Source organism: Antarctobacter sp. (assembly GCF_034670325.1).
Classification (GTDB): Bacteria; Pseudomonadota; Alphaproteobacteria; order Rhodobacterales; family Rhodobacteraceae; genus Antarctobacter.
The window spans coordinates 25,616-45,050 of the sequence record NZ_JAXMNR010000015.1; the positions used below are offsets into that span (position 1 = coordinate 25,616).

The 19,435-nt window shown below is 62.7% G+C and carries 18 protein-coding genes; 6 read left to right on the plus strand and 12 right to left on the minus strand.

The annotated features are described in order from the left end of the window. Positions 1-5 precede the first annotated feature (5 nt). The 4 genes from VOI21_RS23585 to VOI21_RS23600 are packed head-to-tail and all read left to right on the plus strand — an operon-like array spanning position 6 to position 3,605. On the plus strand, positions 6-920 hold the full coding sequence (locus VOI21_RS23585; RefSeq protein WP_323772425.1) for a 2-dehydro-3-deoxygalactonokinase: 915 nt from the start codon (positions 6-8) through the stop codon (positions 918-920). After that, positions 917-1,525, plus strand: a complete 609-nt coding sequence (locus VOI21_RS23590; protein WP_323772426.1) for a 2-dehydro-3-deoxy-6-phosphogalactonate aldolase — start codon at positions 917-919, stop codon at positions 1,523-1,525. Before VOI21_RS23585 ends, VOI21_RS23590 begins: the two co-directional genes overlap by 4 nt. Further along, the gene (locus VOI21_RS23595; RefSeq protein ID WP_323772427.1) at positions 1,522-1,671 is read left to right on the plus strand and encodes an SMP-30/gluconolactonase/LRE family protein; all 150 of its coding nucleotides are present in this window, start codon (positions 1,522-1,524) and stop codon (positions 1,669-1,671) included. Before VOI21_RS23590 ends, VOI21_RS23595 begins: the two co-directional genes overlap by 4 nt. Then, the gene (locus VOI21_RS23600) at positions 1,671-3,605 is read left to right on the plus strand and encodes a beta-galactosidase (RefSeq protein WP_323772458.1); all 1,935 of its coding nucleotides are present in this window, start codon (positions 1,671-1,673) and stop codon (positions 3,603-3,605) included. The genes VOI21_RS23595 and VOI21_RS23600 overlap by 1 nt, the downstream gene beginning before the upstream one ends. Positions 3,606-3,713: 108 nt before the next feature. Here the strand turns inward: VOI21_RS23600 and VOI21_RS23605 are convergent, their stop codons facing one another. Genes VOI21_RS23605 through VOI21_RS23615 form a run of 3 tightly spaced genes read right to left on the minus strand, consistent with a single transcriptional unit; the run spans position 3,714 to position 6,624 of the window. Further along, entirely contained in the window at positions 3,714-4,481 is a 768-nt protein-coding gene (locus VOI21_RS23605; protein ID WP_323772428.1) for an SDR family oxidoreductase, read from the minus strand. Beyond that, a complete protein-coding gene (locus VOI21_RS23610; protein WP_323772429.1) occupies positions 4,478-5,512 on the minus strand; it encodes a zinc-dependent alcohol dehydrogenase in 1,035 nt (344 codons plus the stop codon). Before VOI21_RS23610 ends, VOI21_RS23605 begins: the two co-directional genes overlap by 4 nt. Next, positions 5,509-6,624 (minus strand): mandelate racemase/muconate lactonizing enzyme family protein, encoded by a 1,116-nt coding sequence (locus tag VOI21_RS23615; protein ID WP_323772430.1) that lies wholly within the window; start codon positions 6,622-6,624, stop codon positions 5,509-5,511. The genes VOI21_RS23610 and VOI21_RS23615 overlap by 4 nt, the downstream gene beginning before the upstream one ends. Positions 6,625-6,810: 186 nt before the next feature. On the opposite strand from VOI21_RS23615, the gene VOI21_RS23620 reads away from it, so the two are divergent. After that, the gene (locus tag VOI21_RS23620) at positions 6,811-7,518 is read left to right on the plus strand and encodes a FadR/GntR family transcriptional regulator (protein ID WP_323772431.1); all 708 of its coding nucleotides are present in this window, start codon (positions 6,811-6,813) and stop codon (positions 7,516-7,518) included. 4 nt (positions 7,519-7,522) lie between these two features. Here the strand turns inward: VOI21_RS23620 and VOI21_RS23625 are convergent, their stop codons facing one another. The 9 genes from VOI21_RS23625 to VOI21_RS23665 form a co-directional block, all read right to left on the minus strand. Beyond that, the gene (locus tag VOI21_RS23625; RefSeq protein ID WP_323772432.1) at positions 7,523-8,950 is read right to left on the minus strand and encodes an aldehyde dehydrogenase family protein; all 1,428 of its coding nucleotides are present in this window, start codon (positions 8,948-8,950) and stop codon (positions 7,523-7,525) included. Positions 8,951-8,960: 10 nt separating this feature from the next. Further along, entirely contained in the window at positions 8,961-10,463 is a 1,503-nt protein-coding gene (locus VOI21_RS23630) for a sugar ABC transporter ATP-binding protein (RefSeq protein WP_323772433.1), read from the minus strand. Beyond that, positions 10,460-11,440, minus strand: a complete 981-nt coding sequence (locus VOI21_RS23635) for an ABC transporter permease (RefSeq protein WP_323772434.1) — start codon at positions 11,438-11,440, stop codon at positions 10,460-10,462. Before VOI21_RS23635 ends, VOI21_RS23630 begins: the two co-directional genes overlap by 4 nt. A 54-nt stretch (positions 11,441-11,494) precedes the next feature. Further along, the gene (locus VOI21_RS23640) at positions 11,495-12,538 is read right to left on the minus strand and encodes a sugar ABC transporter substrate-binding protein (protein ID WP_323772435.1); all 1,044 of its coding nucleotides are present in this window, start codon (positions 12,536-12,538) and stop codon (positions 11,495-11,497) included. 39 nt (positions 12,539-12,577) lie between these two features. Continuing rightward, positions 12,578-13,534, minus strand: coding sequence for an ABC transporter permease (locus VOI21_RS23645; protein ID WP_323772436.1), 957 nt, complete (start codon positions 13,532-13,534; stop codon positions 12,578-12,580). Positions 13,535-13,660: 126 nt separating this feature from the next. Next, complete coding sequence (locus VOI21_RS23650; protein ID WP_323772437.1) at positions 13,661-15,274, minus strand: GMC family oxidoreductase; 1,614 nt, start codon at positions 15,272-15,274, stop codon at positions 13,661-13,663. A gap of 106 nt (positions 15,275-15,380) precedes the next feature. Further along, positions 15,381-16,418, minus strand: coding sequence for an alcohol dehydrogenase catalytic domain-containing protein (locus VOI21_RS23655; protein ID WP_323772438.1), 1,038 nt, complete (start codon positions 16,416-16,418; stop codon positions 15,381-15,383). 10 nt (positions 16,419-16,428) lie between these two features. Then, on the minus strand, positions 16,429-17,142 hold the full coding sequence (locus VOI21_RS23660) for an SDR family NAD(P)-dependent oxidoreductase (protein ID WP_323772439.1): 714 nt from the start codon (positions 17,140-17,142) through the stop codon (positions 16,429-16,431). Positions 17,143-17,145: 3 nt separating this feature from the next. Further along, positions 17,146-18,258 (minus strand): extracellular solute-binding protein, encoded by a 1,113-nt coding sequence (locus VOI21_RS23665; protein ID WP_323772440.1) that lies wholly within the window; start codon positions 18,256-18,258, stop codon positions 17,146-17,148. Positions 18,259-18,430: 172 nt separating this feature from the next. Between VOI21_RS23665 and VOI21_RS23670 the strand changes: the two genes are divergently transcribed. Further along, positions 18,431-19,426, plus strand: a complete 996-nt coding sequence (locus VOI21_RS23670) for a C4-dicarboxylate TRAP transporter substrate-binding protein (RefSeq protein WP_323772441.1) — start codon at positions 18,431-18,433, stop codon at positions 19,424-19,426. The last annotated feature ends 9 nt before the right edge of the window (positions 19,427-19,435 follow it).

Genomic DNA, 19,435 nt, shown 5'->3' on the forward strand with positions numbered 1-19,435 from the left:
GCGCCATGGCTACAGCGGAATGGATCGCGGTGGATTGGGGCACGTCCAATCTGCGCGCATGGGTTTTTGGCCCGGGAAACGCGCTGATTGCGCAGAAAAGCTCGGACAAGGGCATGGGGACGCTGGCACCGACCGGCTTTGAACCGGCCCTGTTGGAACTGGTCGCGCCCTATCTGGGCGGCGGCCCGGTTCCGGTTCCTGTGATCTGCTGCGGTATGGTCGGCGCGCGGCAAGGCTGGCAAGAGGCGGTTTATGTGACCGTTCCCTGCGCCCCGCCGGGTGTCGCGCAGGCGACCAAAGTCATCGCAAACGACCCCCGGATCGCGCCGCTGATCCTGCCGGGTATGAAACAGACCGCGCCCACCGATGTGATGCGCGGCGAGGAAACTCAGATCGCTGGGTTTATTGCCGAAAACCCCGGTTTCGACGGTATTGTGTGTCTGCCCGGCACGCACACCAAGTGGGCCCAAATCAGCGCCGGCGAAGTCAAAAGCTTTGCCACCTTCATGACGGGCGAACTCTTTGCGTTGTTGTCGGGTCAATCGGTCCTGCGCCATTCGGTTCAAAGCGACGATTGGGACGCGGCAGCATTTGCCGATGCGGTCAGCGATACGCTTGACCAGCCGCAGACCCTGTCCGCGCGACTGTTCGGTCTGCGGGCGGAAACGCTGGTCAACGACATGTCCGCCGCAATGGCGCGGTCGCGGCTGTCGGGCATTCTGATCGGTCTCGAACTGGCGGGGGCGCGGCCTTATTGGCTGGGCCAGCGGATCGCGTTGCTGGGCGATCCAAAGCTGTGCAGTCTGTATCAGACCGCGCTGGATCAACAGGGAGCGAAAGCGGAATTGGTGGCGGGCGATGCCATGACGCTGGCCGGGCTCAACGCCGCGTATGTCGGCTGGAAGGAAACCACAAGATGACACGAAACATCGTTGCGATCCTGCGCGGGATCACCCCACCAGAGGCATTGACGATCGCCGGAACCCTGATCGAATGCGGCATCACCAAGATCGAAGTACCGCTGAATTCGCCGGATCCGTTCGACAGCATCGGGCAAATGGCGCGAACCTATGGCGCGGATGCGCTGATCGGGGCAGGCACCGTGCTGACCCCCGAGGATGTGACCCGGTTAAAGGATGCGGGCGGCGCGCTGGTCGTGTCACCCGATTGTAACCCGGCGGTGATCGAGGCAACCAAAGCCGCCGGAATGCTGTCCTATCCCGGTGTTCTGACCCCGACAGAATGCTTTTCCGCGCTGCGCCACGGTGCCGACGGGTTGAAATTCTTTCCCGGCACTCTGATCGGCCCCGAAGGTGTCAAAGCGATCCGCGCGGTGCTGCCCAAAGATACCGAAGTGCTGGCGGTCGGCGGGGCCGGGCCGGAAAACTTTGCCGAATGGAAGGCCGCCGGCGCGGACGGGTTCGGCATCGGCAGCGCGCTGTACAAACCGGGACTGACCGCGACCGACATCCGCGAACGCGCCACCCGCATGGTCGCTGTGTTTGACGAGGTCTTTGGCGGATGAGTGTCCTCTGTTTTCCCGCCGAGCAGATGACCTGCCCTGCCCTTGGCGGGCCGGATCTGACCACGCTGTTTGTCACCTCTGCCGCCCCGGCTACGGAGGCACGCACGCCAACCCAGGGCCAGGCAGAACATCGGGTGTTCCTATGATGAAACGTACCCTTGGCACCTGCTATTACCCCGAACAATGGCCTCGCGCGATCTGGGAGGAAGACGCCCACCGCATGGCCGAGGCTGGCCTGACATGGGTGCGCATTGGCGAATTTGCCTGGTCACGGCTGGAACCGCAGCCGGGACAGTACGAATTCGACTGGCTCGACGATGCCATTGCCGTTCTTGGTGCGGCTGGCCTGCGTGTCGTGCTTGGCACGCCGACCGCCACGCCGCCACGCTGGATGATCGACCGTCACCCCGATATGCTGGCCGTCGATGCGCAGGGCCGCGCGCGCAACTTTGGCTCACGCAGGCATTATTGTTTCAGCCACGAAGGTTACAGGACAGAATGTGCCACCATCGTCACAAAGCTGGCACAGCGATACGGTCAAAACCCTCATGTCGCCGCATGGCAGACCGACAATGAATATGGCTGTCACGATACCACGTTGTCCTACAGCGACGCCGCCCGCGTCGCGTTCCGGGGCTGGTTGGCCAACCGATATGGCACTGTAGAGCGGCTGAACTCTGACTGGGGCAATGTGTTCTGGTCGATGGACTACGCCAGCTTTGATCAGATCGACCTGCCCAACCTGACCGTGACCGAACCCAACCCTGCACATACGCTGGCCTTTCGCCGGTTCAGTTCGGATCAGGTGGTCGCGTTCAACCGATTGCAGGCAGATATCATCCGCACCCATTCCGGCGCGCCGCTGTCGCATAACTACATGGGGCGGATCACCGATTTCGACCATTTCAAGGTTGGTGCGGACCTCGATATCGCGACTTGGGACAGCTATCCGCTGGGGTTCCTCGAAGATCGGGTCGGGGCCGACGCCGCCCGGCAACGCGCCTTTGCGCGGCAGGGTGATCCGGATTTTCAGGCGTTCCATCACGATCTGTATCGTGCGGTTGGCGCCTGCGCCAACGGCGGACAGGACAGACCGGCGCGTTGGTGGGTGATGGAACAGCAGCCCGGCCCGGTCAACTGGGCACCCTACAACCCTGCCCCCCTGCCCGGCATGGTGCGCCTGTGGACGTGGGAGGCCTTTGCCCACGGTGCCGAGGCCGTATGCTATTTTCGCTGGCGTCAGGCTCCGTTGGCACAAGAGCAGATGCACTCCGGCCTGTTGCGCCCCGACAGTGTCGACGCGCCGGGGCTGGATGAGGCGCGAGAGGTTTTTGCAGAACTGAAGGATGCGCCGGATGTGCCCGAGGGCCGCGCTGCTGTAGCCCTGATCTTTGACTATGACGCAGATTTTGCCTGGGCCACCCAACCGCATGGCGAAGGTCTCAGTTACTTCGGGTTGGTGTTCGACACCTATCGCGCGATGCGCAGTCTCGGCCTGTCAATTGACATCCTGCCGCCGGATACCGTGGATTTCTCTGGGTATCGGGTGATTGCCGCGCCGGGTCTGATGCATATGTCAGACGCGCTGAAATCGGCGCTTGTGGCCAGTGATGCACAGGTGATTTTCGGCCCGCGAAGCGGTGCCCGCAACGGGGAAATGGCGATACCGGTGCCACTACCGCCGAATATTCCGGGTCTGGATGTGACGGTCTCCTATGCCGAAAGCCTGCGCCCGGACATGCCAATCGCGCTTGCCGATGGCGGGCATGTGCAACTCTACCGTGAGGCGTTGGAAGGCAGCGCTCTGGTCGTAGAGCGGGCCACGGATGGCACTGTTGCGGCGATGGCAAACCGGCAAACGACCTATCTTGGTGCGTGGCTGGATGCGGACGCGTTACGAAGGCTGGTTGGCAGGGTTTGCGCAACAGCGGGCATCGCGACCATGGACCTGCCGGATGGCGTTCGCCTGCGCGATTGCGAAGGCGAACGCTTTTGGTTCAATTACACCTCTGAACCCGTGACCATCGGCGATCTGACGCTTGAGGCCGCTGGCGTCCTGCGTCAGATTTTGCAACCGTGAAACGGGTCAGACAATGACAGAGCCTTTGGGAATGGCCGCCTATGGCATCTGGGTACACAGGCCGGTCAATGCCTCTGGTGTGTTCAGACGTTCAGGCCGGAACGCGGCTCAGCGCCCCATCCAGCCGCCGTCGACCACAAGGATCTCGCCGTTGACATAGTCCGACGCGGCGGAGGACAGGAACACCGCCGGTCCGCCAAAATCGGCGGGCGTGCCCCACCGTCCCTGCGGAATCCGTGCAAGGATCGACTCGGACCGCTCCGGATCCTCGCGCAGCGCCTGCGTGTTGTCGGTGGCGATATAGCCCGGCGCGATGGCGTTCACGTTCACGCCCTTGCCCGCCCATTCGTTGGCCAGCGCCTTGGTCAACTGGCCGATCCCGCCCTTCGACGCGGCGTAGCCCGGCACGGTGATCCCGCCCTGAAAGGTCAGCAATGACGCGGTGAAGATGATCTTGCCGCTGCCCCGTTCGACCATGCCGCGCCCGATCTCTCGGGACAGGACAAACTGCGCCGACAGGTTGACCTCGATCACCTCATCCCACCAGTCGTCGGGGTGCTCTGCCGCCGGCTTGCGCTTGATGGTGCCGGCGTTGTTGATCAGGATATCGGGTTTGACGCCATCCGCCTCAAGCTGTGCCGCAAAGGCTGTCACCGCCGCGCGGTCGGAAAAATCGCACTGGTAGGCGGTGAATTTCCGCCCCAGCGCCGTGACCGCCTGCTCCACGTCCGATCCGGGTGCCAGCGACGCGCTGACCCCGACGATATCCGCCCCCGCCTGCGCCAGCGCCTCTGCCATGCCACGGCCAATGCCGCGCTTGGCGCCGGTGACAACGGCGGTCTTGCCGCTCAGGTCAAAGCTTGAAAGGACGGTCATTCAGGGTCTCCCACCTTGATAAGGCTTTTCAGGGCTGTCGGGCTGGCGTCGAGCGATTCGAACGCCTTTTGAATATCGGCCAGCGGGCTGACGTCGGTGATCACCGTTTCCGCGTCGATCTTGCCCTCGGCCACAAGGGCGATAGCCTTGTCATAATCCTCAGGCTCATAAACCCGGGCGCCGATCAGTTTCAGCTCTCGCCAGAAGAACTGGAACATATCCACCTGCGGTTTCTTGGCATGGATCGCCACCATGACAATGCGCGCACGGGTGGCGGCAACGGCGGTCATGGCATCCACACCGGGTTGAGAGCCGGAGACCTCGAACACCACATCGGCACCCTTGGTGCCGGTGCGTTCCTCGATCACCGCCTTCAGATCCTCTTTGGCCGGGTTCACCGTGTCAAAGCCCAGCTTGCGCGCAATCTCCAGCCGGGTCTCATTGACCTCGGACAGTATCACATTGCCGCCCGCCTCGCGCGCGACCATGGCCACCAGTACACCAATCGGGCCGCCACCGATGACGACCACGTCCTCACCCGGCTGAACAGCAGCCATCCGCACGTCATGGCAGGCCACGGCAACGGGTTCGATCAGCGCCGCATGGTCCAGCCGCATCCCGTCGGGCAGGATATGCAGTGTATGCGCGGGTGCGTTCCACAGTTCCTGCATCGCGCCATCGGTATCAAGGCCAAGGAATTTCTGGTTGTGGCAAATGTGGGAATGCCCACGCTTGCAGGCCGGGCAATCCCCACAAGGGTCAAGCGGGCGCACCACCACGTTCTGGCCGGGCACAACATTGGTCACGCCCTCACCGACCGCCGCGACCACGGCGGACATTTCATGCCCGACGATACGGTTCAGGCCGACGCGGGCGTCCATGTTGCCATGGAACACATGCATGTCGGTGCCGCAAATGCCGCAATAGGCAATACGCAATTGCACCTCACCGGGGCCGGGCGCGGGGGCGTCGGCCTGTTCAACGGTAAAGGTGCGGTTGCCGCGATAAAAGGCGGCATCAATCTTTGTCATCCGTGCATCTCCTCATGAGCGGCTTGCAATCTGTCCCAGTCGAAAATCACGCCTGTGCCCGGCGTATCGGGTGCCACGGCGCGGTGATCTTCGACGACCAAGGGGCGGGTTGTGTAGGTATCGATGGGGAATGAATGCACCTCGATCCAGCCAAGGCCCTGCCCCGACACCAGACTGACGTGCAACTCCTGCATCCCGTGGCTGCAGACCGGAATGCCATGCGCGCGCCCCAAGGCGGCGACCTGCAACCAGCCGGTGATGCCGCCACAGTTGGACGAATCCGGTTGCAGGAAACTCAGACGAGAATCCTCTATCGCGTATTCGAATTCATGCAGCGTGTGCAGGTTTTCCCCCATGGCCAGCGGCATACCCGTTTCCTGTGCAATCCGGCCATAGCCCTTGTAGTTGTCGGGAATGATCGGCTCTTCGAACCATGTCAGGTCATATGGGGCAAAGGCCCGCGCAGCCTCGATCGCCTGCGCCTCACTCATGGAATAATTCGCATCGACCATGAAATTTACATCCGGCCCGATCAATTCGCGCACAGCCCGGACCCGCTCCACGTCCTCGGCCAGCGTCGGCTGGCCCACCTTGATCTTCACCGCATTAAAGCCCCGGTCCAGATAGCCGCGAATGCTGTCCAGCAGTTTCGGCAGCGGAAAGTTCAGGTCGATCCCGCCCGCATAGGCCTGACAGCGGTTGCCTGCGCCGCCCGCCATCTGCCACAAAGGCTGGCCCGTGCGTTTGCCGCGCAGGTCCCACAGCGCGATATCCACCGCCGAAATCGCAAAAGACGCCACGCCGCCGCGCGCCACGTAATGCACGTGCCATTGCATCGCGTCATACAGCGCCTCGACATCTGTCGCGGATTTGCCGACCAGAAACGGCGCAAGATCATGTTCGATCATCGCGGCAATCGCGCGCCCGCCCTTGCCGCCGGTATAGCTGTATCCCGTACCCTCACTGCCATCGTCCAAGGTGACGGTGGCGCAGATCAGCTCAAAATGCGTATGATCTCCGTGTTTGGCATCGCTCAGCACCTCGGCCAGCGGCACATCAAAGAGCCGGACAGAGACGCGGGCAATACGCGCGTCGGATGCAGGGTGTGTCATGTCACAAGGCTCCGGTCACTTTGATCATACCAAGATTGCGGCATTTAGGCGGGATTTCAGGGGAGTGTCAATGTTTCTCTGGAAATTCTGCATTTTTAGTCGTACCAAAAGTCAGGAAATTGACTTCCCCATCGCTGTCAGTCCAAATAGGAAACGCGGGCTTCCCGCCAAAAGCAGGACCAGACTATGGCGCAGCAAGACGAACACGGGCGGGCCGCCGATCATGTGGTGCTCAGCATTGCGGAACGCATCCGCACGGGCGTGCTGCCCGATGGCCAGCCGCTGCCGCCCGAACGCGACCTGATGGAGGAATACGGCATCTCGCGCACCGTTGTGCGCGAGGCGGTCCGCACCCTGTCGTCGCGCGGACTGATCGAGGCGCTGCCGCGCCATCGCCCGGTGGTGCGCAAACCCGGCTTTGACGCCGCTATTGACGCGGTCGGCAGCATTGTCAGCCACCTGTTGCTGGAACCCGGCGGGGTGAAGAACCTCTTTGATACCCGCATCATGGTCGAGGCCGGTTTGGCCCGTCAGGCCGCGCAGCAGGCGACAAAGGACGACATCGCCGCACTGAAATCCGCACTCGACGCGAATGCCGCCGCCATTCCCGACAGTGAGGAATTTTACCGCACCGACAACGCCTTTCACGGCGTGTTGTACCAGATCCCGCAAAACCCCGTCCTGCCTGCGATCCACCGCGCCTATACCACGTGGCTTGCCCCGCAATGGTCGCAGATGCCCCGCCTGCCAGAGCGTAACCAGATGAACTATGACGCGCACAAGGCGATCTTTGACGCCATCCTGATGCGCGATCCTGACGCCGCCGAGGCCAGTTTGCGCGACCACCTGACAAAGGCTTGGGCACAGGTGCGGGCAACCTTTGGCGACGTCTGAAACCTCAGAACGCCTGATACACCGTCCGTTTTTGCAGATAACCTTCGATGCCGTGCATCCCGTCCTCACCGCCGACGCCGGACAGCTTGTGGCCATTGTGATAGCCCTGCACCAGTCCGGTGATCCCGGAGTTGAGAAAGATCGTTCCCACCTCCAGCCGCTGGATCGCATCCATGTAGATCCCGGGGTCTTGCGTCCACAGATAGGCTGACAGACCATCGGGGCGGGCATTGGCGACACGCAGCGCCTCTTCGTAATCCGCCACACGCACCACCGGCAGCACAGGGCCAAAGATCTCTTCGCGCACGGCAGCGGTGTCGGGCGTCGCCCCGGTCAGCACGGTCGGTTCATACCAATGGCCGCCGGTCATGCCTTCGGGCCTTTTGCCGCCCAAGGCCACGGTGGCACCCCCCGCGACAGAATCCGCCACGATCCGCTCGACCCGCGCCAGCGCGTCGGCGGTGGTGATCGGCCCCATGCCCCCATTGGTGGCCGGATCGCCCAGCTTTACCTTGGCGGCGTGTTCCAGCAGCTTTTCGGTAAAGGCATCGGCGACCGCCTCTTCGACCAGCACCGACTCTGAGCAGATACAGACCTGTCCGGCATTGGCGAAACGTGCCGTCGCACAGGCTGCCGCCGCCTTATCCAGATCGGCGTCTTTCAGCACGATAAACGGCGCAGAGCCGCCCAGTTCCAGCGACAGCGCGGTGATGTTCTGCGCCGAGGCGCGGGCAATCGCCTGCCCCGCCCGGATCGAGCCGGTCAGGGTGATCATCCGCACAATCGGGCTTTGAACCAGCGGCGCGCCGACCTCTGCCCCGGTGCCTGTCACCATGTTGATGACACCCGCAGGCACGCCCGCCTCCTGGACAACGCGACAAAACACGGATGCGGTGACCGGCGTGGCCTCATGCGGTTTGAGGATCATCGTGTTGCCCGTGACCAGCGCCGGGGCCACCTTGCGCCCGATCAGCGCCAGCGGATAGTTGTAGGCGCACAGACCCAGCGTGACGCCATAGGGCACCTTGTAGATGAACAGTTGCTCGCGCGGGTTGTCAGAGGGCAGGATATCGCCGCGCAGCCGCCGCGCGGCCTCGGCGGAATAGGTCATGTAACGGATGGTATCGGTGACTTCGCCCGCCGCCTCGGCGCGGGGTTTGCCCTGCTCCTTGACCAGCAGTTCCTCGAACAGATCGCGTTCGCGTTCGATGCCTTCGGCGATGCGATACAGGTAGGCGGCGCGTTCCACCGGCGGCAGCATCTGCCAGTCTTTCTGCGCCCGCTGCGAAGTGGCCAAAGCGCGCTCTACCTCGGCCCCGGTGCAGGCGGGCACTTCGGCCCAGACCTCGCCCGTGGCGGGGTTGCTGACATCCATCCGCGCGCCATTGGACGCCTCGACCCAGTCATTGTCGATAAAGCACTTGTAGAACATCTGGAATCCTTCAGGTCGCGTGACCGGCCCCGGCCATATCGGCCAGCATCCGGTCCTTGTCGAAATGCGGATAGGCGTATTCCTGAACGGTCGCGCCCTGATACATCGTCAGCACGCGGTCGCCCAACATCAGCACTTCGTCGATTTCATAAGACAGGATCAGGATGCCAACGCCGCGCTCCGCCAGATCCTCGATGATGCGATAGATATCGGCCTTGGCGTGCACATCGATGCCGCGCGTCGGCTCCAGCAGGATCAACAGTTTCAGATCCTCGTCCAGCCAGCGCGAAAAACAGATCTTTTGCTTGTTGCCGCCAGACAGAAAGCGGATTTCCTGATCCGGCGACGATGTCTTGGTCGATGTGTCCTTGATCGCCTTGGCGACGATACCGTCAATCCGCGCGCCATCTATCAACCCGCCACGTACGGATTTTTCCAGAAACGGCAGCGCAATGTTATCGCGCACCGACAAGGGCGGCAGGATGCCGTTCTTGTCCCGGTTTTCCGTCACCAGCCCCATACCCTGCCGCACCGCCACTGCTGGCCCGCGACCGGGTTTCAGAGTCTTGCCCAAATAGCTGACCTGCCCGGAATACCCCGCATCCAGACCAAAGATCGCCTTGGCCAGTTCCGGCGCACCACAGCCGCGCAACCCGGTCAGCACGACAATCTCACCCTCATGCACGTCCAGCGTCACACCGTCATAATTGCCGGGGCTGGACAGCCCGTCGACCGACAGCACCACTTTGCCGGTGATCTGCTTGTGCGGCTTCACGAACTGGTCCAGCTCTGCCCCGGTCATGGATTTGATGACCGCATCCTCGGTTGTGTCGGGGATGCGTTCGGACAGGACAATCACCCCGTCCCGCATCACCGTCACCTCTTCGGCGATGCCGAAAATCTCTGGCATGTGGTGTGAGATATAGATGATGGCGATGCCCTCCGCCTTCATCCGGCGGATGAATTCGAACAGCATTTCCTTGTCTTCCTCGGACAGCGCCGAAGTCGGCTCATCCATCACGATCAGCCAGGCGTCGGACATCAGCGCGCGAATGATCTCGACGATCTGTTTCTCGCCCGAATTCAACTCTCGCACCGGCTTGTGCGGGTCCAGTTTCAGCCCGAACCGGTCCAACTGCGCCCGCACCTGCGCCGCCATCTCGCGCTTGTTCAGAAACGGCGTGCCCTTGTGGCGGATTTCCTTGCCCAGAAAGATATTGCCCGCGACGGTCAATTCCCCGATCAGCGACAGTTCCTGATGGATCATCGCGATGCCGTGCTTTCCGGCATCCGCGGGGGCCGTGATCTCAACGGGCTTGGCGTTGATGCGGATTTCGCCCTCATCGCGCTGATACACCCCGCCAAGGATCTTCATCAGCGTCGATTTGCCCGCGCCGTTCAGGCCGACCAGCGCGTGCACCTCACCCGCCGTGCAAGAGAAATCGACGTTATCAAGGGCGCGTGTGGCAAAGAAACTTTTGCCGATGCCCAGCATATCCAGCCGTTCGGTCATTGCGCCTGCCTCCGCTGAACGATGGTATCCAAAAGCACCACACCCAACAGGATCAACCCTTTGATGAGGCTTTGCAAATAGGGGTTGGTGCCGGTCAGGACCAATCCGTTGATGATGATCCCGTACAGCAGCACGCCAAGGATGGTGCCCAGCAACCGCCCGCGCCCGCCAAACAGCGATGTACCGCCAAGGATCACCGCCGTGATCGCGTCAAACTCCAGATACAGCCCGGTCCACGGCTGGCCAGAGGACACGCGCCCCACGGTGATGATCGCTGACAGACCGGCCAGCGCGCCGGACAGCACATAGACCCAGACCAGCGTCCGGTCGGGCCTGCGGCCCAGCACAAAGGCGGTGTTGATATTGGACCCGGCGGCATAGACATCGCGGCCAAAGGTCGACCGGTACAGCACCACCGACAGCGCCCCAAACACCAGCGCCACAAAGGGGATCACCACCGGCATAGTGCCCCAGCTTTGCCCACCCAGCCACAGGAAGGTGGTGTTAGAGACGTTGATCGAATCCGCGTCATAGATCACCAGCGCCAGACCGCGCGCCAAGGCGAATGTCGCCAGCGACACCATGAAGGCCGACAGCCTGAGCCGCCCGATGAACACCCCGTTGACCGCGCCGATCAACATGCCCGCCACGATGGCCGCCGCAAACCCCAAGGGCGCGCTGCCGGTGGTGGTCAGCGTGATCACCCCGACCCCGCCGGAAAAGGCGACGTTGGACCCCACGCTGAGGTCGATGCCGCCGGTCAGCATGATGAAGGTCATGCCCATCGACACAAGGAACAGCACCGCGATGGACCGCAGCAGGATGCCGATATTGGCAAGCGAATAGAAATTGTCGTTGGCAAGGCTGAACCCGACAGAGGCGATCACGATCAGCGCGACCAGCACAAGGTAACGCTGTGTCAGGCTGTCCATCGCCTTGCGCGGGCGCGCGGGCGCTGCGGCTGTGGTGGTGGTCATGGCTGTCTTTCCGGAAAAATGGGGCGGCAGGGCAAAACCTGCCGCCCGCTTGCCTTACTTGACGGACTCGGGGCCAAATTCGAGATAGCCCTTCGCCGCCACGTCCAGCGCCTGATCCACGTAGTAGACCTGCACATCCTCGGGGAACCCGTTGGCCAGCGCCATCTTGTGGTTCTCTTCGGTCATCACCAGCGGAGTGAAGAAGTCATAGACCTTGTCCGGCGTCTCACCCTTGTGGATGCGATACGCCATCTGGACAAAGTTCCAGCCCTCGCGCGTGCCCGACAGCAGGATATCCGCCTTGACCGATCCGGCCTGCATCTGTTGCAGGATCGGGATGTCGCCGTCATAGCCGAAGAAATCCAGTTCCTTGCCACTATTCATGGCAATGGCGATCGAGGGATACATATAGGCATCCGTCACGCCGGAAATCGCGTCCAGATCCTCGAACTGGGTCAGCCAGTTTTCCGCGATGGACTGCGCCTTGACTGTGTCCCAGTCGGCGGGCTGTTCGGCCACCACCTCGACGTTGTCACAGGCCGCGATGCCCTTCAGGATGCCCGCGTGGCGCGCCTCACCGGACGGGTTGCCCGCTTGGCCCAGCATGATCGCCACCTTGTAGGGCTCACCACCCGACAGGGCGCACATGGCCAAACCCTGATTGGTGCCGTTCACAACGTCCCCAAGGGTAAAGCTGTAGTCGGCGCTGTCCATCGGCGAATGCACGGCGATCCATGTGATCCCCGCCGCCTGCGCCTTGGCCACCAGCGGCTCAAACGCGTCGACGTTGATGGCGTTGACGAACATCACGTCGGGGCCTTCGTTGATCGTCACCTCGGTCTGCTGGATCATCTTCTCCAGCGAGCCTTCGGCCGACAGCCAGCGGCCTGTCACCTTGATGTCGGCGAATGCCTCGTCATAGGCTTCGATCGCGTCCTCGAACCCGCTCAGCCATGCGACGTGATAGGGGGCCACGTGGCCGTCGTTGATGAACACGATGTCCAGCGTGTCATCCGCCGCAAGCACCGGTGCGCCAAGGGTGGCAAGCGCCGTCGCGGCCAGTAGTCCTGTCTTGAAAGTCCCCGTCTTGAAAGTCATAGTCGTCCTCCTCCATGTTGAACTCTTGTGTGGCGCGGATCAGTGCGCCTCGATCTGGCGGGACTGCCAGAGGATCCAGTTGGCCCCCAAGGCGGCCAGGATCACCGCGCCCTTGAACACCTGATGCCAGACGTCCTCGACGTTCAGCAGGTTCAGCGCGTTGTTGATGATGCCGATGAACAGCAGCCCCCAGAACGCGCCGCCGATGGTGCCGCGCCCGCCCAGGATCAGCGTGCCGCCGATGATGATTGCCGCGATCCCGTCCAGCAGCAGCCCGTTGCCATCCAGCCCCGGCTGCACAAAGCCCATGCGGCTTGACAGCATGATCCCGGCAAATCCGCTGCACAGGGCCGAGAACATGAACACGCCGATCTTGACCCGGTCCACGTTCACGCCGGCCAGCCGCGCGTTTTCCTCACTGTTGCCGACGGCGATCACCGCCGCGCCCCAGCGGGTGTGGTTGTAGACCACCCAGGCCAGCACAAAGAGCGCGACAAGGAACAGGAAGGACCAGTAGAGGCCCATGAACTTTTCCGCCCCGACAAAGCGGAAAAAGCCGCCCATCAGGAATATCTGTTGTCCGCGCGGGATGATCAGGCCCGACAGACCCTGCGCGCAGAACAGCATCGACAGGGTGACGATAAAGGCGGGCAGCTTCAGCTTGGCCACCAAAACCCCGTTGAAAAACCCCAGCGCCAAGGAACAGACGATGACTGCCACGATCCCCAGCGCGACGCCCCCGGTCAGGCCGAAAAACACGCCCAGAACGATGGCGAACAGCACCGATCCCATGCCCATCGACAGGTCGATATTGCCGGATACGACGACAAAGAACTGCCCCAGCGCGATCAGGCCAATCGGCACGATCTGGCGCGATACGGCGGACATGTTGTCAAGGCTCAGAAAGCGCGGGCTGATCATGTAAAACACCAGACACAGCGCCAGCGTGACGAAGATGATGTTCTTTTCCCGCATCAGGCGCGACAGGTCAGGCATTTTGTCCTCGGATCATTTTGGTCGTACCAAAGTTAAGCCATACGGCAGAGTTTCGGTGGATTTGTCAAGCTATCGGCGCAAAATTCGCGCGTTGTCTGATGATTTTCTTATTTTGGAAGGCCCAAACTACAGCCTTCCCAACACCATATCGGCACAGCGGTCGCCCAGAACCATCGCCGGCGCGTTGGTGTTTCCGGCCGGGATCTCTGGCACGGCGGACATGTCGCAGACCCGCAGACCGCTGATTCCACGCACCCGCATGCGCGCGTCCAGCACCGCCATCGCGTCGCCCTCGGCCCCCATCTTGGCGGTGCCTGCGGGGTGAAAGTTGGTCTTGACCACCCGGCGACAGTGCTCTTCCAGCGCGGCATCGGACCAGTCTGTTGGGGCAACCACCTCTGCCAGCTTGTCGGCCAGCGGGCGGGTCTGCATGGTCTGACCAAAATACCGCAGCCCCTTGATCATCTCGGCCATGTCCTGCGGATCGGACAGAAAGTTGGGATTCACCTCGGGCGGGGCATCGGGATCGCCCGACGTCAGCCGCACAGTCCCGCGCGATTCCGGTTTCAGCAGCACCATCTGGATCGACACGCCGTGACTTTCCTTGATGGTCTTCGCCTGCTCGGGGTTCAGGTACATCACCGGGATGCAGTACGCCTCATGCGTGGGCAGCGCCTCGGGGTCTGTCGGGTTGACGAAACAGGCAGCCTCCAGCCCCGTGGTGGTGATGCGCCCCCGCCCGAACAGTTTGAACTCCAGCCCATTGCGCAACATGTTCCAGCCGCGATCCTGCCCGAAATAGCCATAGGGCCCGTTGGCCCGCGCCACGATGGACACGTCCGGATGATCCTGAAGGTTCGCGCCTACGCCGGGCAGATCGGCGATCACCTCGATCCCGTTTGCGCGCAGATGCTCCGCCGGGCCGATCCCGGACAGCATCAACAGTTTCGGCGTGACAAAGGCCCCCGCCGACAGCAGCACCTCACCGCTGACACGCGCCTCATGCTCTGCGCCCTGCGCATCGCGCCAGATGACGCCCACGGCGCGGCCCTCTTCGATCACCACGCGGCGCACTCGCGCCTGTAATTTGATGGTCAGGTTCGGGTTATCCTTCAGCGGATCAAGAAAGGCATAGGCGGCAGAGACCCGCTGTCCCTGATTATAGGTAAACTGAAAATACCCCACACCGCGCTGCTTACGCCCGTTGAAATCGGGGTTGAACGGTTCGCCCTGCGCCTGAAGCGCCTGCACGAACCAGCGCGCCATATCGTCGATATGGCCGGGGTCCGACACCACCAACTGACCATCGCTGCCGTGGAACTCATCGTTGAATGTGCGGTTGCCTTCCAGCCGCTTGAAATGCGGCAGCACGTCCTCCCAGGCCCAGCTGACGCCGTCATTGCCACCGCGCAACACCGCGTGCCATGCATCGTAATCTTGCGGGCGCCCGCGCACATAGGCCTGTCCGTTGACCGTCGATCCGCCGCCCAGCACGTTGCCCTGCGGGATCTCTGTCTGGCGTCCGCCCAGTTGCGGCTGCGGCGTGCTTTTGTGGATTTGAAAGAACTTGGAGCCGTTCTTGAGCAGCTTGAACACGCCCGGCGGCATGTCCAGCAGCGGATGCCGATGGTGATGCCCGCCTTCGAGCAGCAGCACACGCGCCCCGCCCTCGACCAGCCGGGATGCCGCCACCGACCCGGCAGAGCCTCCACCGACGACGATGTGATCATAGGTGTCCATAACATCCCTCCCTCGGGCCCCTCCGGACGAAGTGCATTTTGGTATGACCAAACTTGCACAGCTTATGCTTAATTTTGGTCGCGCCTGTCAACACACGGCGTATTTTCTAATTTTCGTCCGACAAAACACGCTCACCCAGAAGCAGGATCTTGCCAAAGGCCCCGCCCGCCGCCATCTGCGCCAGCGCCTCCCCTGCCCTCTCCAGCGGATAGGTCGCCGCCGTCAGCGCGTCGAAATTCACCGCGCCGGATTCGACCAGTTGCACCGCCTCTTCGAATTCGCGGTTGAACTGGAACGAGCCCACGATCTCGATCTCCTTGAGCATGACCAGATGCAGCATCACCTGCGCCTCACGCAGTTGGATGTTCGACAGGATCGACACGCGGCCCTTGGGTTTGACGGCCTTCAACGCGGTGTTGAACGCCGGGATCGCGCCGGAGGCCTCGACCACCACGTCAAAGCGTTTCTCGATCTCCCCCTCATCAAACTGACCGATGACCAGCCCGGTCTCGGCCCCCGCGTTCAGCGCGACCTCCACCGCCCCTGCCCGCAGGTCCAGCGCCGTCACATGCGCGCCGCGCGCCGCCGCGCCCGCAATCGCCAGCAATCCCATCGGCCCGCAGCCTGTCACCAGCACGTGCTGGCCGGCAGAAACCCCGCCCTTGTTCAGGGAATGCAGCGCGCAGGCCATCGGCTCGGCAAAGGTCAGGTGGCGCGGGTTCACCCCATCCGCCACCGGGCGGCAGCAACGCGCCGGATGGTCGATCACCTCACGGAAAAACCCGTCCAGATGCGGGACGGTGGTGGCCGAGCCGGGGAATTTCTTCGCCGTACACAGGTTTTCCTCGCCCCGCTGGCAGGCCTCACACACCTTACAGTTCATGATCGGGTTCAACGCCACCAACTGCCCCACGCGCAGGTCAGATCCGTTCGGATCGACCACATAGGCGCAGGCCTCATGGCCCAGCGTCACCGGGTTTTGCAGCAAAAACCCGGCGTTGGCGAAATGCGCATAGTAGTGCAGGTCGGTGCCACACAGGCTGGCGACCGCAAGGCGCAGGCGCACATGGCCCTCTGCCAGATCGCCGGTGTCCTGCGCCAAGGTTTCAACCGTCTCAGCGGCGGTCAGTTTTGTCTGAAGCATGGTCATCCTTTCAGAACCCCACCGCATAGCCGCCGTCGACCGGCAGGTTGACGCCGTTCACGTAAGACGCGCGATCAGAGGCGAGGTAATACACAACATCGGCCACATCCTCGGGCCTGCCAAAGGCGTGGGACGGAATGCGCCCCTCGATCTTGTCCCGGCGCGCGGGGTCTTTGGCCAGCACCGCGCGGGTCATATCGGTGTCGATGAAACCGGGGCTGACGGCGTTGCAACGGATGCCGAACGGCGCCGCATCCACCGCCACCGACCGGGTCAGGCCCACCACCGCCGTCTTGGCGGTGACATAGGCCGCGGCAGAGGGCAGCGCCATGATCCCGCCCATCGAGGCGATGTTCACAATCGCGCCGCCCACCTCACGGTGCAGCGCCACATAACGCCCGCAGGCGGCAAACATGGCGCGGACATTGATGTCCAGCACGCCATCCAGTTCGTCCGGTGTGACGTCCCACACGGATTTCTTCAGATGCACACCCGCGTTGTTGACCAGCGCCGCGATCGGCCCCACCTGCCCGTGCAGATCGACCAGCCAATCGGCCCCACGATCGACGGCAATATCGCAGTCGATGAACTGCGCGCCCACGACGCTGTCCACCTCGCCCCGGCTGCGGGCGACGACATAAACGTCGAACCCCGCCTTGGCAAAGCGGCGTGTCTGGGCAAGGCCAAGGCCCTTGTTTCCCCCGGTGATAACGGCAACGGGCATGGCTCAGGCCTCCTGCAAGTGATGTTGGTAAAGCGCGTCGATCCGGGTCAGGAACACATCCTCGGGCACCCGTTTGCGGAAAAACTCGGGCATGATGGCACAGACCTCATCGACAAAATCCAGGAACCAGGGCGCGCGCGGCCGGGTCCATGCGTTGTCGATGGTGTGAAAGCCCCCCTGAAAGAAGCCAGCCACATCCGCATTGCCCCCCTGCGCCAACCATGTGTGGCGGTTCGCGGGCTGGCCGTTGTTGTCCAGATAAACGCCCGACTGCACCGGCTCTGACGCGATCCACTGGGCGAATGCCACGGCTTCCTCGGGGGCGCGGGTGCGGGCGGATACGCCGATCCCCGCCCCCCCAAGGATCGCACGCGGCAGGGAGGCACCCGCGCACAATGGCAGATCAAAATAGCTGACCGGATGGGCGCGAAATCCGGGCCGCGCATAGTTCACATAGCCAAACAGGCAGGGCGAACAGGCAAACTCATCCGTTGTGCTGAGGGTTTCCAGCACCCGGATCGGGTTCATCTCGACCTGCTCATCCGGGCCAAGGGCGTACAGCGCGCGCAGCACGCGCAGCGCGTATTCCCCGTTCTGGGGCGACACAAAATGCGCGGCATCGTGGGGCATATCCACCTCCCCCCGACCCGCCACCAGTGTCATCAGCATGTCAAAGGCATCGACCGGCAGCAGCGGCGTCAGCGGGCGGAACCGCGCGGCGTCGCCTTGCAGGAAATCCTCCCACAACTTTGGCAGCGGCGCGCCCAGATCGGGCCGGTGCGCTGCCATCTGGCAGGCCGCATCGACCGCATAGGCCCAGCACTTGCCCTGCCACAGATAGCTTTCCGCCGACCCGCCCAGCGACGCGCTGGCATCCGTGGGCACGGGCAGCGGCAACAGCGCGCCAGTTTCGGCGATCTGCCCCACGTGCGGGTGATCCAGCACGATGAAATCATAGCGCTCTGCCAGATCGGCAATCGGCGCATCGGCAAAGGCCTGCAAGGACCGCTTGTCCCAAGCGATCTCTATCCCCGTCTCCGCCGCATAGGCGTTTGAGGCCGCCACCACCGGGTCAAACCCGCGTGGATGGTCCCAGGTCATGCCTGTCAGCTTCATATGCCCACCTCCCGAAATCCGGCCGAATCTGGCTTGTCCGGCACACTGCCCATCGGACCGGATGTTTTCAAGTATAAAAATTATTTTGACATATGGAAACGACGTGATACCCAAAGAGCCGGCCCCCGAGACCGCATCTGAGTCCCGGCAGCCGATCCGATGGAGGAGGAACATGATGAATTTCCGTACCGGCCCTTGCGGCCGAATGATCGCGGCCGCGCTGCTGGCCCTGACCCCGCTCACCGCACAGGCGGCTGATTTCACCCTTCGTCTGGCGCATGTGACGTCCGACAAGGAACCGATCCAGCAGGCAATGGAACGCTTTGCCGCTGAGGTCGCCACCCGCACCGACGGCGCTGTCGACATCCCGATTTTCCCCAACGCGCAGCTGGGATCGAACCCCGAGGTGTTCGAACAGATCCGCGCCGGTGCGCCGGTGATCTCGATTTCTGACCCCGGCTACCTGTCGGATTTCGTGGCAGATTTCGGCGTGCTGGGCGGGCCGTACCTGATGGATGATCCGCGCGATTTCGCCAAGATCATCGACAGCGCGTTTTACACCGACCTCAAGGACCGCCTACGCGCAGAGGCCGGGATTGAACTGCTCTCGCTGAACTGGCTCTTCGGCTCACGCCACATGCTGGCGGACAAGGCGATTTCCAGCCCCGCCGACACCAAGGGCATGACCTTCCGCACCCCGCCAAACATCATGTGGGTCGAAACCTTTGACGCCATGGGCGCGCGCCCGACGCAGGTTGCCTGGGGTGAGGTCTACTCCGCCCTTTCCGCCGGGGTCGTCGACGGGGCAGAGGCACCGCTGCCGTCCATCTATGGCGCCAAGCTGCATGAGACCAAGAAGACCATCTCGCTCACCGGGCATTTCAAGGGCTTCACCGGGCTGATGATGAACGCCGATCTCTACGCCAGCCTGCCCGAGGACGTGCAACAGGCCCTCAGCGAAGAGGCCATCGCCGCGGGTGTCTTCATGACCGACCTCATGCTGAATTCCGAAGAGGAATGGATCGCCAAACTCGAATCCGAGGGCGTCACCTTCAACCGCGACGTGGACATCCCCGCCTTTCAGGACGCCACCGCCGGGGTCTACACCAAGTTCCCCGATTGGTCCGACGGCCTCTATGACCGCGTCCGCGCGATCCTCGACAACTGACCCAACCTC